This is a genomic window from Pseudaquabacterium terrae, assembly GCF_013266755.1.
Lineage (GTDB): Bacteria > Pseudomonadota > Gammaproteobacteria > Burkholderiales > Burkholderiaceae_C > Pseudaquabacterium > Pseudaquabacterium terrae.
The window spans coordinates 628,444-644,321 of the sequence record NZ_JABRWJ010000003.1 but is presented as its reverse complement, the minus strand read 5'-3'; the positions used below and the strand labels follow the sequence as shown (position 1 = coordinate 644,321).

18 protein-coding genes are annotated in these 15,878 nt (G+C 71.0%); 5 read left to right on the top strand and 13 right to left on the bottom strand.

Translation table 11 applies throughout. The features are described 5' to 3' along the window. Window positions 1–78: 78 nt before the first annotated feature. The 3 genes from HLB44_RS12095 (at window position 79) to HLB44_RS12085 (ending at window position 2,515) form a co-directional block, all read left to right on the top strand. Complete coding sequence (locus HLB44_RS12095) at window positions 79–1,197, top strand: alcohol dehydrogenase catalytic domain-containing protein (protein ID WP_173122820.1); 1,119 nt, start codon at window positions 79–81, stop codon at window positions 1,195–1,197. Between the two features lie 17 nt (window positions 1,198–1,214). After that, window positions 1,215–1,754: a cupin domain-containing protein gene (locus HLB44_RS12090; protein ID WP_173122819.1), complete on the top strand. Its 540-nt coding sequence runs from the start codon at window positions 1,215–1,217 to the stop codon at window positions 1,752–1,754. 77 nt (window positions 1,755–1,831) lie between these two features. After that, window positions 1,832–2,515: a GntR family transcriptional regulator gene (locus HLB44_RS12085; protein ID WP_246312198.1), complete on the top strand. Its 684-nt coding sequence runs from the start codon at window positions 1,832–1,834 to the stop codon at window positions 2,513–2,515. 8 nt (window positions 2,516–2,523) lie between these two features. On the opposite strand, the gene HLB44_RS12080 is transcribed toward HLB44_RS12085, so the two are convergent. From HLB44_RS12080 to HLB44_RS12020, 13 genes are all read right to left on the bottom strand, one after another. Beyond that, window positions 2,524–3,099, bottom strand: coding sequence for an NADPH-dependent FMN reductase (locus tag HLB44_RS12080; protein ID WP_173122817.1), 576 nt, complete (start codon window positions 3,097–3,099; stop codon window positions 2,524–2,526). Next, entirely contained in the window at window positions 3,099–4,682 is a 1,584-nt protein-coding gene (locus HLB44_RS12075; RefSeq protein WP_173122816.1) for a bifunctional 3-(3-hydroxy-phenyl)propionate/3-hydroxycinnamic acid hydroxylase, read from the bottom strand. Before HLB44_RS12075 ends, HLB44_RS12080 begins: the two co-directional genes overlap by 1 nt. A 14-nt stretch (window positions 4,683–4,696) precedes the next feature. Next, window positions 4,697–5,239, bottom strand: coding sequence for a VOC family protein (locus HLB44_RS12070; protein ID WP_173122815.1), 543 nt, complete (start codon window positions 5,237–5,239; stop codon window positions 4,697–4,699). A gap of 10 nt (window positions 5,240–5,249) precedes the next feature. Further along, complete coding sequence (locus HLB44_RS12065) at window positions 5,250–6,239, bottom strand: zinc-dependent alcohol dehydrogenase family protein (RefSeq protein ID WP_173122814.1); 990 nt, start codon at window positions 6,237–6,239, stop codon at window positions 5,250–5,252. Window positions 6,240–6,253: 14 nt separating this feature from the next. Then, window positions 6,254–6,835 carry an amino acid synthesis family protein gene (locus HLB44_RS12060; RefSeq protein ID WP_173122813.1) on the bottom strand — a complete coding sequence of 194 codons (582 nt, stop codon included), beginning with the start codon at window positions 6,833–6,835 and terminating at the stop codon, window positions 6,254–6,256. 7 nt (window positions 6,836–6,842) lie between these two features. Then, window positions 6,843–7,862, bottom strand: coding sequence for a tripartite tricarboxylate transporter substrate-binding protein (locus tag HLB44_RS12055; protein ID WP_173122812.1), 1,020 nt, complete (start codon window positions 7,860–7,862; stop codon window positions 6,843–6,845). After that, window positions 7,862–8,725, bottom strand: coding sequence for a fumarylacetoacetate hydrolase family protein (locus HLB44_RS12050; protein ID WP_173122811.1), 864 nt, complete (start codon window positions 8,723–8,725; stop codon window positions 7,862–7,864). The genes HLB44_RS12055 and HLB44_RS12050 overlap by 1 nt, the downstream gene beginning before the upstream one ends. An 88-nt stretch (window positions 8,726–8,813) precedes the next feature. Then, the gene (locus HLB44_RS12045; RefSeq protein ID WP_173122810.1) at window positions 8,814–9,524 is read right to left on the bottom strand and encodes an ABC transporter ATP-binding protein; all 711 of its coding nucleotides are present in this window, start codon (window positions 9,522–9,524) and stop codon (window positions 8,814–8,816) included. Further along, window positions 9,517–10,251, bottom strand: coding sequence for an ABC transporter ATP-binding protein (locus tag HLB44_RS12040; protein ID WP_246312197.1), 735 nt, complete (start codon window positions 10,249–10,251; stop codon window positions 9,517–9,519). Before HLB44_RS12040 ends, HLB44_RS12045 begins: the two co-directional genes overlap by 8 nt. Beyond that, window positions 10,248–11,207, bottom strand: coding sequence for a branched-chain amino acid ABC transporter permease (locus HLB44_RS12035; protein ID WP_173122809.1), 960 nt, complete (start codon window positions 11,205–11,207; stop codon window positions 10,248–10,250). Before HLB44_RS12035 ends, HLB44_RS12040 begins: the two co-directional genes overlap by 4 nt. Further along, a complete protein-coding gene (locus HLB44_RS12030; protein ID WP_173122808.1) occupies window positions 11,204–12,082 on the bottom strand; it encodes a branched-chain amino acid ABC transporter permease in 879 nt (292 codons plus the stop codon). The genes HLB44_RS12035 and HLB44_RS12030 overlap by 4 nt, the downstream gene beginning before the upstream one ends. 28 nt (window positions 12,083–12,110) lie before the next feature. Continuing rightward, window positions 12,111–13,349: an amino acid ABC transporter substrate-binding protein gene (locus HLB44_RS12025; RefSeq protein WP_173122807.1), complete on the bottom strand. Its 1,239-nt coding sequence runs from the start codon at window positions 13,347–13,349 to the stop codon at window positions 12,111–12,113. Between the two features lie 159 nt (window positions 13,350–13,508). After that, the gene (locus tag HLB44_RS12020) at window positions 13,509–14,939 is read right to left on the bottom strand and encodes an aldehyde dehydrogenase family protein (RefSeq protein WP_173122806.1); all 1,431 of its coding nucleotides are present in this window, start codon (window positions 14,937–14,939) and stop codon (window positions 13,509–13,511) included. 88 nt (window positions 14,940–15,027) lie between these two features. On the opposite strand from HLB44_RS12020, the gene HLB44_RS12015 reads away from it, so the two are divergent. Both HLB44_RS12015 and HLB44_RS12010 read left to right on the top strand, forming a co-directional pair. Beyond that, on the top strand, window positions 15,028–15,483 hold the full coding sequence (locus tag HLB44_RS12015; RefSeq protein WP_173122805.1) for a MaoC/PaaZ C-terminal domain-containing protein: 456 nt from the start codon (window positions 15,028–15,030) through the stop codon (window positions 15,481–15,483). After that, window positions 15,480–15,866: a GFA family protein gene (locus HLB44_RS12010; protein ID WP_173122804.1), complete on the top strand. Its 387-nt coding sequence runs from the start codon at window positions 15,480–15,482 to the stop codon at window positions 15,864–15,866. Before HLB44_RS12015 ends, HLB44_RS12010 begins: the two co-directional genes overlap by 4 nt. The last annotated feature ends 12 nt before the right edge of the window (window positions 15,867–15,878 follow it).

The window sequence follows — 15,878 nt, the reverse complement described above, 5'->3', positions numbered from 1 at the left end:
TGACCTGATGGCGGCTCCGTGGGTAGTTCTTAAAGTATGCACAAAATTCGGTCTGTGCATCACTAGGAGAGCACCCCCATGAGTACCATCAACACGATGAAAGCAGCCCGCCTGCACCGAGTCGGCGAACCGATGCGGATCGAGCAGCTGCCGATTCCCGAGCCCGGGCAGAACGACGTGCTGGTGCGGGTGCGCGCCTGCGGCATCGTGCCCAACCTGGGCAACATCCTGGCCAACTGGACCACCTGGTTCCCGGAGCTGCCGCTGCCGCCGCTGCCGGCGGTGTTCGGCCTCGACCCGGCGGGCGAGATCGTCAAGGTCGGCTCGCACGTGCACTGCTGGTCGCCCGGCGACCGCGTCTACGTGAACCCGGGCCTGTACTGCGGCGGTTGCCGCGCCTGCCGCGCGGGCGACCTGATCAACTGCACGCACTACGCGTTCAGCGGCTACTTCGGCTTCTCGCAGAACTCGCTGAAGCTGTACAAGAACTATCCCGGCGGCGGGCTGGCGGAGTACATGGTGGCACCGCAGTACGCGCTGGTGAAGCTGCCCGATCGCGTCAGCTTCAACCAGGCCGCCCGCTTCGGCTACCTGGGCACGATGTATTCGGCGATGCGCAAGGCGGGCCTCGGGCCGGGCAAGACGATGCTGGTCAACGGCATCAGCGGCACGCTGGGCATCGGGGGCGCGCTGTTCGGCCTGGCGATGGGCGTGCCGAAGATCCTCGGCACCGGGCGCGACAAGAAGCTGCTCGAGCGCGTGAAGGCGCTGGCGCCCGATCGCATCGAGGTCTTCTCGATCACCGACAAGGAGCCGCTGGACGTGTGGGCGAAGCAGCACACCGCGGGCCTCGGCGTCGACGTGTTCATCGACGCGCTGGGCCCCGGCGCGCAGCACGAAACGCTGCAGCAGGGCGTGCGTGCGCTCAAGCGCGGCGGCCGCGCGGTCAACATCGGCGCGATCATGGGCCTGGTCGGCATGGACCTGCACACGATGATGGACGATCAGCAGAGCATCGAAGGCTCGGCCTGGTTCACCGCCGCCGAAGGCCAGACCATGGCCGACATGGCCGAGTCCGGCACGCTGGACCTTTCCGTCTTCGAGCACGTGTGCACGCCGCTGGACCAGGTCAACGAAGCGATCTCGGGCATCGCCCAGCGCAACGGCGGCTTCAGCAACTTCGTCATCAACCCCTGAACGAGAAGGAGCCGGCCATGCAGGTCAGGCGAGTGGTCACCGGCGTCGGCCCCGAAGGGCGCGGCGGCGTGGTTTCCGATGGGCCGGCGCCGCGCAGCGCCGTGTACGACAGCGTGCCCGGCTTCGCGTCGGCATTGATCTGGTCCACCGCGGCGGAGGGCCGCGTCGGCGCGGGCACACCGAAGGACGATACGCCGCAGGTCTCGTTCGTGCCCGGGCCGGGCCAGACGCGGCTGATGTTCGTCACCTTCCCGCCGGATGCGGTGATGATGCGGCCCGAGTTCGACGGCGCCGCCTTCGGCGCCGAGTTCGCGAAGAACGCGCCGGGGCTGGCCGAGACTTTCGAGATGGAGCACCCGGGCATGCACACCACCGACAGCATCGACTACGACGTCGTGCTCGACGGCGAGATCGTGCTCGAGCTCGACGATGGCCGCGAGGTGATCCTGCGGCGCCACGACGTGGTGGTGCAGCACGGCACGCGCCACGCCTGGCGCAACCGCAGCGCCCGGCCGGCGACGATGCTGTTCGTGTTGATGGGGACGCGGCGAGGATGAACGCTGCCGCGGGGTCGGCCGTTGGACATCGCGCCTTCTGTGCATAGAATTGCCGCTACGCAGGAAAGGATTCCATGATGTCCGAGCATGCCCCGCCCCTGGTCGACCAGGCGTTCCAGCGCCTGCGCAAGGACGTGCTGACCGGCGCCTTCGCCGCCGGCGTCAAGCTCAAGGTCGAGGAGCTGCAGTCCGCCTACGGCTTTTCCAGCAGCCCGCTGCGCGAGGCGCTGAGCCGGCTGTCGCAGGAAGGGCTGGTGCGCGCCGACGAGCGCCGCGGCTTCCGCGTCGCGGCGCTGACGCCCGACGACCTGCACGACATCACGCGCATGCGGCTGATGCTCGACGTGCCAGCGCTGCGCGAAGCCATCGAGCACGGCGACGACGCCTGGGAAGCGGCGATCGTCGCCGCCTACTACCGGCTCGAGAAGGTGGAATCGCGCCTGCCCGACGGCCCGGTCATCCTGGACGACGAATGGAGCGGCCTGCACCGCGATTTCCATTCCGCGCTGGTGGCCGCCTGCCCGTCGCAGCGCCAGCTGGCCTGGAGCGCGAGCCTGTTTGACCAGGCCGAGCGCTACCGGCGTTTCTCGGCGCGTTTTCGCAAGGCCGCGCGCCGCAAGTCCACAGAGCACAAGAAGCTGATGGACGCCACGCTGCGCCGCGATGGCGACACCGCCTGCGCGTTGCTCACCGAGCACATCCGCGGCACGCTGCGCAACGTGCAGTCGGCGTTCGACGCCGCGGCCGCCGAGGCGGCCTGACTCCCAACTCAGGAAGTGATCGGGCGCGCGCTTCGCGTGCGCGCGGTCAGCTCGACCAAGGCCCGCATCTGGTCGCCGATGAAGCGGCGTGTCGTCTCGTCGACGAGCCGGCCGTCGGCGTTCACCTTCGTCGCCGCGTGCGCGATGAAGATCTCGGGCTTCTGCAGCACCTCGGCATCCAGGAATTGCAGCACCCGGCGCAGGTCGTACTGCATGCGCGCGGTGCCCACCGGACCGGTGGCGGCGCCCATGATGGCCACCGGCTTGCCCTTGAAGGGCTGCTCCGGCAGGCGCGACAACCAGTCGAGCGCGTTCTTCAGCCCGCCCGGGATGCTGAAGTTGTATTCGGGGCTGGCGATCAGCACCGCGTCGGCGTGGCGCACGGCATCGCCCAGCGCCAGCACGGCCGCCGGCCAGCCGGCGGCCTGGTGGTCGGCGTTGTAGACCGGCACGTCGCTGAAGTCGCCGATGGCGAGGATGGCGCTTTCGGGCATCAGCTCGCCGGCGGCGTCGAGCGCCGCGCGGTTATAGGAGCGCTCGCGCAGGCTGCCGCAGAGGCCGAGCACGCGACGGATGTCGGTCATCAAAAGCCCTCCTGAAAACTCTGCTGCAGCCGCGCGATCAGGGTCAGCGCTTCGTCGAGCGACGCGGCGGTGCCGTAGACGCAGTGGTCGGGACGGACCAGCGCGAAGCGGCGTTCCAGCTTCGCGAGCCACGGCGCCATCACCGGCACGTCTTCGGCCGCGTGGATCACCGGCACGCCATCGGCGGGCACGTCGGCGCTCATTTCATTAGTTAGAACGACCAGCGTGCCGCCCAACGGCGCGAGCGCCTGCCGGGCCGCGCGGACCTCGTCGGGCCGCAGCGCCTCGATCGCCACCAGCCGCACGCCGCGCCCGCTCACGTCGTCCAGGCGCACGAAACGTTCGCCGTCGCGCACCAGCGGCTGCGGCACGATGCTGCCGGCGCCCGGCGTGGCGGTTTCGATCAGGCCGTCGGCGATGCCGGGGATCATGTCCTGCCGGAAGCGCGTGCTGACCTGGCCGCCTTGTTCGGCCAGCAGCCGCGCATCGCGCTCGCGGGCCCGCTCGGGGTCGCGTTCGCAGATCACGCGGCCCAGCTCCATCGCGACGCGGGTGGTCGCGACCACCTGCGGGCGGCGTTCGGCCTGGTAGCTGTCGAGCAGCCGGTGCGAGGCGCGGCCGCGGTGCACGTCGTCGAGCTTCCAGGCCAGGTTCAGCGCATCGCGCATGCCCTGCACCATGCCCTGGGCCATGAAGGGCGGCGTCATGTGCGCCGCATCGCCGGCCAGCAGGATGCGGTCGCGCCGCCACTGGTTGGCGACCAGCCCGTGGAAGCGGTAGGCCGCGGCGCGCCAGATCTGCGCCTCGCCGGGCTTGAGCCAGCGCTCGAGCAGCGGCCACAGCTGCTCGTCCGGAAAGTCCGATGACAGGCTGTCGCCCGGCAGCAGCATGATCTCCCAGCGCCGGTGCCGGCCCACGCCGACCACGTAGGTGCAGGGGCGCTCGGCCTCGCAGTACTGCACCTGCGTCTGCGGCAGCTCGGCGAGCTTGGCCTCGGAGACGATGGCGTCCACCACCAGCCAGGGTTCGTCGAAGCCGAGGTCTTCCAGCGTCAGCCCCAGGCGCTTGCGCACCGGGCTGGAGCCGCCGTCGCAGGCGATGAGCCAGCGCGCGACATGGCGCGTCGGTTCGGCGTCGCCGGGCAACACCACGTCGGCCCACGCGTGCTGGTCGTCCTGGCCCACCTCGCGCACCTCGGCGCTGGTGGCGACGTGCACGTTCGGCAGCTCGGCCAGCCGCGCGCGCAGGATGCGCTCGAACGCCGGCTGCTCGAAGACGTAGTTGGGCGCCCAGCCCAGCCGGTGCGGCGGCGGCGCGGCATCCAGCCGCTTGATCAGCTGGCCCTGCATGCCGCGGTACTCGCTGGGCCGATAAGGCGCGATGTGGGCGGCCAGGCGGTCGGCCACCTGCAGCTCCTGCGCGATGCGCATCACCTCGTGGTCGAGGCCGGCCGCGCGCGGCAGCGGAAACAGGTCGGGCAGGCGGTCGAACACGGTCACGCTCAGGCCGCGCTGGCCGAGCAGGCCGGCCAGCGTGGCGCCGGTGGGGCCGAGGCCCACGATGATGACGTCGGTTTCTTTCATGGGCGTCTCGAATGTCAGGCCGGGCGCGGGCCGAACGTGGCGCGGCGCCACTCGTCGGCCGGGGCGAAGCTCGGATCGGCGCGGCAGGCGCGTTCGGTCTCGGCCCAGATCTCTTCGTCCGGACGGTCCAGGTCCAGCGCATCGCCGTGCGGCTGCGTCACGTACCAGGGCGTGTCGAGGTAGACCTCGACGGTGTTGTCCTCGGGGTCGCTGAAGTAGATCGACAGCGCATTGCCATGGTTCAGCCCGCGCAGCTTCATCGCGCCGTGCGCCAGCGCGCGGCGACGCGCCTCGCGCAGCTGGTCGAGCGTGTCGACCTTGAACGACAGCTGCATGACGGTGCTCGGGCCGTCGGCCGCGCGGCCCGAGGCCAGCGCCAGCTGGTGGTGCTGCTCGGGGCTGCTGCTGAGGAACACCAGGTCCATGCGGAAGGTGATGCCCTGGCCGCGGTCGGTCTCGACCATGCCGAACACCTGGCGGTAGAAGGCCGCCTGCGCGTCGATGTCGCGGCAGAACATGCCGAAGTGGGACAGGCGTGGGGCGAAGGAAGCGGTCATGGGGAATCGCCTAGGGTTGGAGCACGATCTTGCCGAGCGTGCCGCCGCTGTCCAGCAGCTCGTGCACGCGGCGCGCCTCGGCCAGCTTGAAGCGCGTGGCCTTCGGCGCGCGCACGCGGCCGCTGGCGAGCAGCGCGATCGCGCTGTCCATCAGACCGCGGCGTTGCACCGGGTCGGCGTCGATCGCATGGATCGAGAAGGTGCGGATGGCCAGGCTGCGGCCGAGCAGCTGGCGCATCTCGGCGAAGACGTCGCCCTCGGGCGGACCGCCGAGGATGTTGTAGGACACCGCCATGCCGCAGGGCGCCAGCGCGCGCAGGCAGGCGATGAAGAGCGCGCCGCCGACGTGGTCGAACGCCAGGTCGACGCCGCGGCCGCCGGTCAGCCGCATGACCTCTGAAGTGAGCGTGCGCGGGTCGCCGTCGATCACCTCGTGCGCGCCGTTCTCCAGCGCGAAGTTGCGCTTGGCGGCGCTGGATGCCGTGCCGATCACGCGCAGGCCGCGCTCGCGCGCGACCTGGATCAGCGCCGTGGCCACGCCGCCGGCGGCGCCGGGCACCAGGATGGCTTGCGCCGGCAACTGGCCGTTGCTGGCCAGCAGCGCCAGCGCGAGCTGGAAGTTGCCCAGGCTCACCGCATCGTCGAAGCCGATGCTGTCGGGCAGCACGAAGGGCGCGCCCTCGGGCACGCAGATCGCCTCGGCATAGCAGCCGCCGCGCTGCGGCAGCTCGCGCGCGCTGACCAGCACGCGCTGGCCCGGCTGCAGGCGCGTCACGCCGGCGCCGACGGCATCGACGATGCCGGCCATCTCGTTGCCGGGCACCGCGGGCAGCGGCGGCATCCACTTGTAGCTGCCGTTGCGGATCAGCACGTCCGGGCCGCCGGCGCCGATGGCGCGCGCGCTCACCCGCACCTCGCCCGGCCCGGGCTCCGGCAGCGGGCGCTCGACCAGCGTGAGCACCTCGGGGCCGCCGGGCGCGTCGAGTTGGATCTGCTTCATCGTGTTGCTCCGCTTCAGCGCTGGCCGTCATGCACCGAGACCTGGTCCTTCGTCAGGCCGCCCAGGCGCGAATGGATGCGGCCGCCGTCGGCCATCACCAGCGCAAACAGGATCTCGTCGGGCCGCGGCGCATCCTGGATGCCGACCTCGAAGCTGTTGAAGTGGCTGCGCACGTAGGCGGCGTGGATGTAGTGCAGCGGCACCATCAGCCGGTAGCCGGTGTGGGCGACGGCCTTGGCCGCCGGCACGATGGCCTTGGGCTCGCCCAGCACCTGGCGCATGGCCCAGCCGCCGGCTTCATGCCACACGGCGCCGTGCTCGAGCTCGCCGCTGGTGCCGACGATCGCGGCCTTGCTGTAGGCCTGCACGCGGTCGGCGCCGCCGAGCGCGGCCACCACTTCCTCGGCGAGCAAGGTGCCCAGACCCCGCAGCTCGGCCATGAACGGCAGCAGGTCGGGCTCGTAGCGGCCGGCATACGGGTTGCGCACGACGGCGCAGGCGGCGGCCAGGCGCAGCGGCTGCGCCGGCGGCGGGCCGCCCTCGTGGTAGACGGTCTCGATCGTCAGGCTGCGCTTGCGGATCTGGATCAGGCTCATGGCGTTCTCACAACTTGGGGATGCCGGCGTCGCGCGCCAGCTGCGTCCACTTTCGCAGCTCCTGCGCGACGAGTGTGTGCATGTCGTCGGGCGTGCCGGCTTGGGCCTCGCCGCCCATCTGCCGCAGGCGGCCGCGCACATCAGGTGATAGCAGCGCCAGCCGCGTGGCCTCGTTCAGGCGCTGGACCACCGACTTCGGCGCGCCGGCGGGCAGCAGCCAGCCGGCCCAGGAACGGACGTCGTAGCCGGCCACGCCCTGTTGCGCCACGGTCGGCACTTCGGGCATGCCGAGCCAGCGCTGCGCGCCGGTGACGGCCAGCGCGCGCAGCTTGCCGGCGCGCACGTGCGCCTCCACCGCGGTGGCCGGGGCGATGATGAACGGCACCTCGCCGCCGAGCAGCGCGGTGGTGGCCATCGCGTCGCCGCGGTAGGGCACGTGCAGCAGCTTGAGCCCCGCGGACTTCGCCAGCAGCTCGCCGGCCAGGTGGTGCGTGGTGCCGACGCCCGCGCTGCCCCAGGCCACGCCCTCGGCGGCGTGGCGCGCGGCCGGCAGCAGGTCGGCCAGGCTGCGCCACGGCGAGTCGGCCCGCACGACGATCAGGAAGGGGAAGAAGGTGATGGTCGACACCGCCTGGAAGCTGGCCACGGTGTCGTAGGGCAGCTTCGACTGCAGCGCGCCGGCCACCGAGTGGCCGCCGGTGGCCAGCAGCAGCGTGTAGCCATCGGGCGCGGCGCGGGCCACCTCGCCGGCGGCCTTGGTGCCGCCGGCGCCGGCGAGCGATTCGACGACGATCGGCTGGCCGAGCACCTTGCTCATTTCCGCGCCGACCAGCCGGGCGATGGCATCGGCGTTGCCGCCGACCGCGAAACCCTGCAGCGCGCGGATCGGCCGATTCGGATAGACGGCCTGTGCGAAGACAGAGGGCGCGGCCAGTGCCGCGCCGGACGCCAGCGCGCCGGCGAGCAGCGTGCGGCGCTGCAGCGCCGGCGGATGCCCATGAGCACCCCGGGACGCGGCGGCCTTCATCACGCCTGCGCCACGACCGGGTTGCGCAGCACGCCGATGGCCTCGATCTCGACCTCGACCACGTCGCCCGGCTTCATGTACAGCGGCGGCTTGCGGCCGAAGCCGACGCCGGCGGGCGTGCCGGTGACGATGACGTCGCCCGGCGACAGCGTGACCATCGTCGAGGCGTAGTTGATCAGCCGCGGGATCGAGAAGATCAGGTGGCTGGTGTCGCTGGACTGCACCACCTCGCCGTTCAGGCGCGTCTGCAGCTTGAGCGTGCGGCCGGGCGCGATCTCGTCGGCGGTGACCATCCACGGGCCGAACGGGCCGGTGTCCTGGAAGTTCTTGCCGGCGGCGATCTGCTTGGCGTGGAACTGCCACTCGCGCACGCTGACGTCGTTGTAGATGCTGTAGCCGGCAATGTGCTGCCAGGCATCGGCCGCCGCGATGTCGCGCCCGCCGGTGCCGATGATCACGGCCAGCTCGCCTTCCCAGTCCAGCGTCTCGGACACGCGCGGCCGCACGACCGGCTGGTTGTGGCCGACCTGCGTGCGCCAGACGCGAAAGAAGATCGGCGGAAAGTCCGACAGCTCGCGCTGCAGGCCGGAGGCCAGCGCCTCGTTGTGGTGATCGAGGTAGTTGCGCACCGCGCAGACGATCTTCTCGGGCTGCGGGATCACCGGCAGGTACTCGATCTCCGACAGTTTCGCGGCGATCGGCAGGCCTTCGACATGCTGGGCGGCTTCGCGCCAGCCGCCGCAGGCGATGTAGTCGCGCAGCGTGGCTACGCCATCGCGCCAGGGCGAGAGGTCGACCACGCCGTCTCCGACGACGGCTCCGAAGGTTTCGCGGCCGGCATGGCGGTAGGTGAGCAGTTTCATGGGGTGGGCTCCGTGAGGGCAGCAGCCGGCGGCTGCCGGTGCAATGGGTTGAGTGTACGCACTAAAATGATTTTGTGCATAAAAAGACCTAGTCGCCGCCGAGGTAGGCGCGCTGCACGGCGCGGTCTTCGCGCAGGTCCTGGGCCGTGCCCGCGCCGACGATGCGGCCGGTGGCCAGCACGTAGCCGCGGTCGGCGATGGCGAGGCTGGCGTGCGCGTTCTGCTCCGCGAGCAGGATGCCCACGCCCAGCGTCTTGACCTGGCGCACCGCGGCGAAGAGCTCCTGCGCCATCAGCGGGCTCAGGCCCAGCGTCGGTTCGTCGAGCAGCAGCACGCGCGGATCGGACATCAACGCGCGGCCCAGCGCCACCATCTGCTGCTCGCCGCCGCTCATCGTGCCGACGGCCTGCTTCAGCCGTTCGGCCAGGCGCGGGAACAGGCTGAGCAGGCGCTCGAAGTTGCGCCGCTCGCCGGCGCGCGCCCGCGGCGGCAGGGCGCCCAGGCGCAGGTTGTCCTGCACGCTCAGGTCGGGAAAGAGGCCGCGTCCTTCGGGCACCAGCGCAACGCCGGCCTCGACCAGGCGGTGCGGCGGCAGCGCCAGCAGGTCGTGCCCGTCGAGCGTGGCGCGCGCGCCCGGTGCCGGCTTCAACATGCCGCCCAGCGCGCGCAGCAGCGTCGACTTGCCGGCGCCGTTGGCGCCCAGCATCACCACCAGCTCCGCCGGGCGCAGCGCGAGGGCCACCGCATCGAGCGCGCGGTGCTTGCCGTAGTGCACGGTCAGTCCGCTGACGTCAAGCATGAGCGCGCCCCAGGTAGACGTCGACCACCGCCGGGTCGGCCAGCACCTCGGCCGTGCGGCCGACGGCCAGGCGCAGGCCCGCGCTCATCACGACGCAGCGGTCGCACAGCGCGCGCACGGCCTCCATCACGTGCTCGACCAGCACGATGGTCAGGCCGTCGCGGCGCAAGGCCTCGATCAGCCCGATGCCCTGGCGCAGCTCGGTGGGGTTCAGGCCTGCCAGCCACTCGTCCAGCAGCAGCAGGCGCGGCCGCAGCGCCAGTGCGCGGGCCAGCTCCAGGCGCTTCTGGTCGATGTAGGTCAGCTCGCCAGCCGGCAACTGCGCGCGCGGGGCCAGGCCCACGCGCTCGAGCAGCGCCATCGCCTCGTCGCGGGCGGCGGCACCGAATGCCGGCGCCGTGCGGAAGGCCATGCCGACCTGCACGTTGTCCAGCGCCGTCATGCCGGGCAGCACGCGCACCAGCTGGAAGGTGCGCGCGACGCCGGCCCGCGCGATGTGGTGCGGCGCCTGGCCATCGATGCGACGGCCGTCGAAGTGAATGCGCCCGCCGCTGGCGGCCAGTGCGCCGGAGACGAGGTTCAGCGCCGTGGTCTTGCCCGAGCCGTTGGGACCGAGCAGGCCCAGCACCTCGCCACGCTGCACGCTGAAGCTCAAGCCCCCGACGGCGCGCAGGCCGCCGAAGGACTTCTGCAGATCCTCGACCTCGAGCAGGGCGGTCGTCATCATGGACGGGATTCCTTCAGCGACGGGGTGGCCGCGGGCCGGCGCCAGCGTTGCGGCCAGCGCCCCGCCAGCGCCACGATGCCGCCGGGCACCAGGAACACGATGGCCAGGAAGGTGGCCCCCAGCAGCACCGCGAAGTAGTTCGGAAAGTTCACCGACAGCAGCTCGAACAGCAGCACCAGCGGCACCACGCCGGCCAGCGGCCCGAGCCAGTGGCCGGCGCCGCCCAGCAGCGCCATGATCAGCACCTGGAACGAGACGTTGGCGTTGAAGACGATGCCGGGGTCGATGTAGGTCCAGCGCGGCGCGATCACCGCGCCGGTCAGGCTCATGAAGCCCGCGCTCAGCACGAACAGCAGCACCTTGGTGCGCGTGGTGTCGATGCCGAGGTGGCGCGCCGCGGTTTCGTCCTCGCCGATGACGCGCAGCGCCAGCCCCAGCCGCGAGCGGCGGATCAGCCAGCCGGTGGCCAGCGCCAGCGCCAGCAGCGCCAGCAGCTGCCAGTAGATGGCTTGCTGCGGGATGTCCAGGAACACGTAGCGGCCGCTGCTCTTGCTGATGTTGACCTCGAACCAGGTGACGAGCTGCTTGACCAGCTCGGCCAGGCCGAAGGTGAAGATCACGAAGTACACGCCCGACAGCCGCAGCGTGGCCAGCCCGACGCCCAGCGCGATCAGCGAGCCGATGCCCAGCGCCGTGGCCAGCACCAGCGGCCACGGCAGCAACTCGCCGAGCACGGCCACCGTGTAGGCGCCGATGCCGTAGAACGCCGTGGTGGCCAGCGAGATGTAGCGCGTCGGGCCGGAGAACAGCGCCCAGGCGGTGGCCAGCGTGGCGAACTGCAGCAGGTTGATGCCGAAGGACAGCAGGTAGTCGTTGCGCAGCAGCAGCGGCAGCGCCGCCATCACGAGCAGGCCGGCGGCCACCGCCAGCGCGGGTTTGTCGAGGGTGCGGGTCATGTTTTGGCGCTCCCGCCGAAGAGCCCGCGCGGCCGCAGCAGCAGCGCGAGCAGGAAGATCCCGAAGGTGGCTGCCAGCGTCAGCCCGGGGTCGATGAAGCGCGCCACCAGCGTCTCGACGAAGGCCAGCAGCAGCGCCGCGGCCAGGCAGCCCATCACGTTGCCCACGCCGCCGAGGATGACGATGACCAGCGCCTTCATCGTGAACACCACGCCCTGCGAGGCGCTGAAGGGCAGGAACATGCTGACCAGCACGCCCGCGCCGATCACCAGCGCGCCGCCGAGCGCGAAGGCCAGCGCGGCCATCGACTTCGGGTCGATGCCCACCAGGTGCGCGAAGCGCGGCGCATTGGCCATCGCGCGCATCGCCGTGCCCCAGCGCGACCGCGCCAGCGTGGCGTACACGGCCACGCACAGCGCCGCGGCGATGCCGGCCGCCAGCAGCCGGTTGGCCGCCACCGCGGTGCCGCCCAGGCTGACGCCCTGCGCCAGGTAGCCGTAGCTCTGGTAGCCGCCGCCGAACAGCACCAGCAGCACGCCCTCGATCACGAACAGCAGGCCGAAGGTGGCGAGGATGCTGTCGACCTCCAGCGCCGCGGGCGTGGCGGCGCGCCGCACCAGCGGTGCCAGCAGCCCGCGGTACAGCAGCCACTGCAGCGCAAAGCCCACCGGCAGCGCCAGCGCGAAGGCGGCCAGCGGGTTCAGCACGCCGGCGCCGAACAGCGCATAGGTGGCAAAGGACGCGGCCACCATCACCTCGCCGTGGGCCAGGTTCATGATGCGGGCCACGCCGTACTGCAGCGTGAGGCCGAGCGCGATCAGCGCGTAGATGCCGCCCAGCGTCAGCGCGCCGGCGAGAACTTCGACGATCAGCATGGCGTGCTCCAGGGCGCGCGCGGCGCCGTCACTGCCAGGCCGGCTTCGGGATCAGCGGCGGCTTGGCGCCCGGCTTGCTCTCGGGGGCGATGCCCTGGAACACGCCGTTCTGCCACTGGCCGATCATGAAGGTCGCGCCGTTGAGCACCGGGTTGCCGAGCCGGATCGTGCCGAGCACGGTGTCGAAGCTGCCGCTCCTGATGTCCTTCAGCACGGCCTCGCGGTCCAGCGTGCCGACCCGCTCGATCGCCTGCTGCAGCACCTGCAGCGAGGCGTAGGTGACCGGGCTGGCCCAGTTCTCCGCGTCCTTGCCGTTGGCGGCCTTGAAGCGGGCGAGGTAGTCCTTCATGCGCGGGGAATCGCCGTCGATGCCGCCGAAGCCCATCTGCCCTTCGGCGCCGGCACCGTACTTCGCGCGGAAGAACGGGAACTGCGTGCCGATGCCGGTGAAGAAGACCTTCGTGTTCAGGCCGGCGACGCGCGCCTGGTCGCTCAGCAGCACGGTGTCCGGCGGGTAAGAGAAGGCGATGAAGACGTCGGGTGCCTGGGCCTTGATCTCGTTGAGCAGCGGCGACAGGTCCTGCGAGCCGGGCGGGTAGCTCTTGTCGACGACGAGCTTGAAGCCGTGCTCCAGCGCCTGCTTGCGCGCGGCCGAGGCGTTCTCGACACCGAAGGCGTCGGCCACGTGGATCATCGCCACCTTGTCGCCGATGCGGCCGGCCTTGCGCGCGGCCTCCAGCAGGTTCATCAGCGCGTCGGCATAACGCCGGTTGTCGCCGAGCAGGAAGAACAGGTTGGGCCAGCGCTTGGAAAGCTCGGGCGCGCGTTCGGTCTGCACCGTGGTGCCCAGCAGCGGCAGGCCGTGCTTGGCGAAGGTGGGGGCGGCCGCGATGTTGGCCGCGGTGCCGGCGGGCGGCAGCACGAAGTGAACCTTGTCCTGCGTGATCAGCCGCTCCAGCGCGCGCACCGTTTCCTCGGTGTTCGAGCGGTCGTCGTACTCCACCACCTCGATCGGCACGCGCTTGCCGTGGGCCTTGAGCATCAGGCCGCCGGCGGCGTTGACCTCCTTGACCCACATGTCGTAGTTCGGGCGGATCGTGACGTCGGTCAGTGCCGCATTGGGGCCGCTCTTGGCGAGCGACCAGCCGATGCGCACGCTCGTGGGCACTTCCTGCGCCGTCGCCAGCGAGGCGGCGACCGCGGTGGCCAGTGCGGCGAATGCGACAGCGGCCGCATGGGGTAGACGGGGCCAGGGCTTGGTGCTCATGCGTGTCTCCGGTGGTAGGGCGCCGAATCGTTCGGGCGCTCCTTGCAAATGCATGAACAATACTTTATGCACAAACACAGGATAAAGCATAGGTGGAAGCCCGCATGCCAGGTGCGGCCTGCAGACTGGCAGCGGCCTCGCGGCGGTGCCGGCGGCCGGCTACGCGGCCGTGTACGCCGTCTTCACCGTGGTGAAGAACTCCACCGCCTGCCGCCCCTGCTCGCGCGGCCCGTGGCTCGATGCCTTGCGGCCGCCGAAGGGCACGTGGTAGTCCACGCCGGCGGTGGGCACGTTGACCATCACCATGCCCGCCTGCGCGTAACGCTTGAAGTGCGTGGCATGTTTGAGCGACGTGGTGCAGATGCCGGCGGTGAGCCCGAACTCGCTGTCATTGGCCAGCGCCAGTGCATGCGCGTAGTCGTCGGCGGCGATGACGCAGGCCACCGGCCCGAAGATCTCCTCGCGCGCGAGGCGCATGCCAGGGTCGGCCTCGGTGAAGAGCGCCGGCGCCAGGTAGTACCCCTCGCGCTCCCGGCGCAGCCTCTGGCCGCCGCAGACCAGCTTCGCGCCCTCGCTGCGGCCGATGTCGATGTAGGCCAGGTCGGTCTCCAGCTGCGCGGCATCGGCCACCGGGCCGATCTGCGTGCCGGCGCTGCGCGCATCGTCGACCACCAGCGCCTCGATCCGCTCGCGCAGCGCCGCGGTGAAGCGCGGCAGGATGGCCTTGTGCACGATCAGCCGGCTGGTGGCCGTGCAGCGCTGCCCGGTGGAGAAGTACGCGCCCTGCACCGCGCAGTCGAGCGCGGTGGCCAGGTCGGCATCGTCGAGCACCACCAGCGGGTTCTTGCCGCCCATCTCCAGCTGCACCCTGGCGCGGCGGGCGCTGGCGCCGGCGAGCACGCGCGCGCCGGTGGCCGACGAGCCGGTGAAGCTGATCGCATCCACCGCCGGGTGGTCGATGAAGACCTGGCCGACCCGGCTGCCGCGGCCCATCACCAGGTTGAACACGCCCGGCCCGAAGCCGGCGCGGTGGATGACTTCGGCCAGCGCCCAGGCCGAGCCCGGCACGCCGTCGGCGGGCTTGAAGACGACGCAGTTGCCCCAGGCCAGGGCCGGCGCGATCTTCCAGGCGGGAATGGCGATCGGAAAATTCCAGGGCGTGATCAGCGCCACCACGCCGACTGGCTCGCGCGTGACCTCCACATCGACGCCGGGCCGCACCGACGGCAGGCGGTCACCGGCCTGGCGCAGCGCCTCGCCGGCGAAGAAGCGGAAGATCTGGCCGGCGCGCACCACCTCGGCCACGGCCTCCGGCAGCGTCTTGCCTTCCTCCCGCGCGAGCAGGTCGCCCAGCTCGGCGCGGCGCGCCAGCAGCTCGGCGGCCACCTGCTCCAGCGCATCGGCGCGCGCCTGCGGGCCGGACAGCGCCCAGGCCGGGGCCGCCGCGGCCGCGGCCGCAACGGCCGCCGCGGCCTGGGCCTCGTCCGCCTCGGCATAGTGGCCGATGACGTCGCTCAGGTCCGACGGGTTGATGTTCGGGCGGGCGCGCGGGCCGTCCACCCAACGGCCGCCGATGAGGTTCGGGCGCATGCTGTCTCCAGGAAGTGGGATAGCGCCCAAGTTTATGCACAAAAACGGTTTAAGGCATATTATTTGAACCTTGACGTGAAGGAACCCCGTGCTCTTCTACGAGGACATGAATCCGGGCGAAAGCCTCGTCAGCCCGCCGCAGGCGATCGATCGTGACGAGTTGATTCACTTCGCCCGTCGCTGGGATCCGATGCCTTTTCACATCGACGACGAGGCCGGCGTCGAGGCCTTCGGCAGCATCACCGCGCCGGGCCTGTACATGCTGGCGGTCAAGCAGCGGCTGGTGCACGGCCTGCCGCAGCGGCAGGCCGTGATCGCCTCGCTCGGCTACGATGAGGTTCGCTTCCTCGCGCCCCTGCGTCCGGGGGACTCGGTGGTCCTGAAGCTGGAGTGGCTCAGCCGGCGCCTGTCGAGCTCCAAGCCCGACCGCGGCATCGTGACAATCCGCTTTTCGCTCATCAACCAGACCGGCGTCACCGTCATGACCCACCTCGATACCGTGTTGGTCCGGCTGCGCCATCCACTCCAGAACGGAACGCCATGACCGATAACGCTGATCCCGCTTCGCTTCTCCAGGGCTCCTGCCACTGCGGCGCCGTGCGGCTCACGCTGCCCGCTGTGCCCGAGAAGGCGACGAGCTGCAACTGCTCGCTCTGCCGGCGCCTGGGCGGGCTGTGGGTCTACTACGAGTTCGGCACGGTCGAGGTCACGGGGCATCCCGGCGAGACACAGGAGTACATGTGGGGCGACAAGACCCTGCGCACCGTGCGCTGCCGGCACTGCGGCTGCGCGACCCACTGGGAGCCGCTGAACCCGGAACCCGGCGGCAAGCACGGCGTGAACCTGCTGAACTTTCCGCCCGAGCTGCGCAGGTCGGTGACGGTGCGCCATCTCGATGGCGCGGACACCTGGACCTTCCTCGACTGAGCGTCGGAGCGG

Excerpts from the sequence above, each read along its gene's own strand:
- HLB44_RS12095 (WP_173122820.1), top strand. The coding sequence starts at position 79 with ATGAGTACCATCAACACGATGAAAGCAGCCCGCCTGCACCGAGTCGGC.
- HLB44_RS12025 (WP_173122807.1), bottom strand. The coding sequence starts at position 13,349 with ATGAGCACCAAGCCCTGGCCCCGTCTACCCCATGCGGCCGCTGTCGCA.
- HLB44_RS12065 (WP_173122814.1), bottom strand. The coding sequence starts at position 6,239 with ATGAAGCAGATCCAACTCGACGCGCCCGGCGGCCCCGAGGTGCTCACG.
- HLB44_RS12020 (WP_173122806.1), bottom strand. The coding sequence starts at position 14,939 with ATGCGCCCGAACCTCATCGGCGGCCGTTGGGTGGACGGCCCGCGCGCC.
- HLB44_RS12035 (WP_173122809.1), bottom strand. The coding sequence starts at position 11,207 with ATGACCCGCACCCTCGACAAACCCGCGCTGGCGGTGGCCGCCGGCCTG.
- HLB44_RS12030 (WP_173122808.1), bottom strand. The coding sequence starts at position 12,082 with ATGCTGATCGTCGAAGTTCTCGCCGGCGCGCTGACGCTGGGCGGCATC.
- HLB44_RS12060 (WP_173122813.1), bottom strand. The coding sequence starts at position 6,835 with ATGAGCCTGATCCAGATCCGCAAGCGCAGCCTGACGATCGAGACCGTC.
- HLB44_RS12055 (WP_173122812.1), bottom strand. The coding sequence starts at position 7,862 with ATGAAGGCCGCCGCGTCCCGGGGTGCTCATGGGCATCCGCCGGCGCTG.
- HLB44_RS12010 (WP_173122804.1), top strand. The coding sequence starts at position 15,480 with ATGACCGATAACGCTGATCCCGCTTCGCTTCTCCAGGGCTCCTGCCAC.
- HLB44_RS12075 (WP_173122816.1), bottom strand. The coding sequence starts at position 4,682 with ATGAAAGAAACCGACGTCATCATCGTGGGCCTCGGCCCCACCGGCGCC.
- HLB44_RS12040 (WP_246312197.1), bottom strand. The coding sequence starts at position 10,251 with ATGATGACGACCGCCCTGCTCGAGGTCGAGGATCTGCAGAAGTCCTTC.
- HLB44_RS12045 (WP_173122810.1), bottom strand. The coding sequence starts at position 9,524 with ATGCTTGACGTCAGCGGACTGACCGTGCACTACGGCAAGCACCGCGCG.
- HLB44_RS12050 (WP_173122811.1), bottom strand. The coding sequence starts at position 8,725 with ATGAAACTGCTCACCTACCGCCATGCCGGCCGCGAAACCTTCGGAGCC.
- HLB44_RS12090 (WP_173122819.1), top strand. The coding sequence starts at position 1,215 with ATGCAGGTCAGGCGAGTGGTCACCGGCGTCGGCCCCGAAGGGCGCGGC.
- HLB44_RS12070 (WP_173122815.1), bottom strand. The coding sequence starts at position 5,239 with ATGACCGCTTCCTTCGCCCCACGCCTGTCCCACTTCGGCATGTTCTGC.
- HLB44_RS12085 (WP_246312198.1), top strand. The coding sequence starts at position 1,832 with ATGTCCGAGCATGCCCCGCCCCTGGTCGACCAGGCGTTCCAGCGCCTG.
- HLB44_RS12080 (WP_173122817.1), bottom strand. The coding sequence starts at position 3,099 with ATGACCGACATCCGTCGCGTGCTCGGCCTCTGCGGCAGCCTGCGCGAG.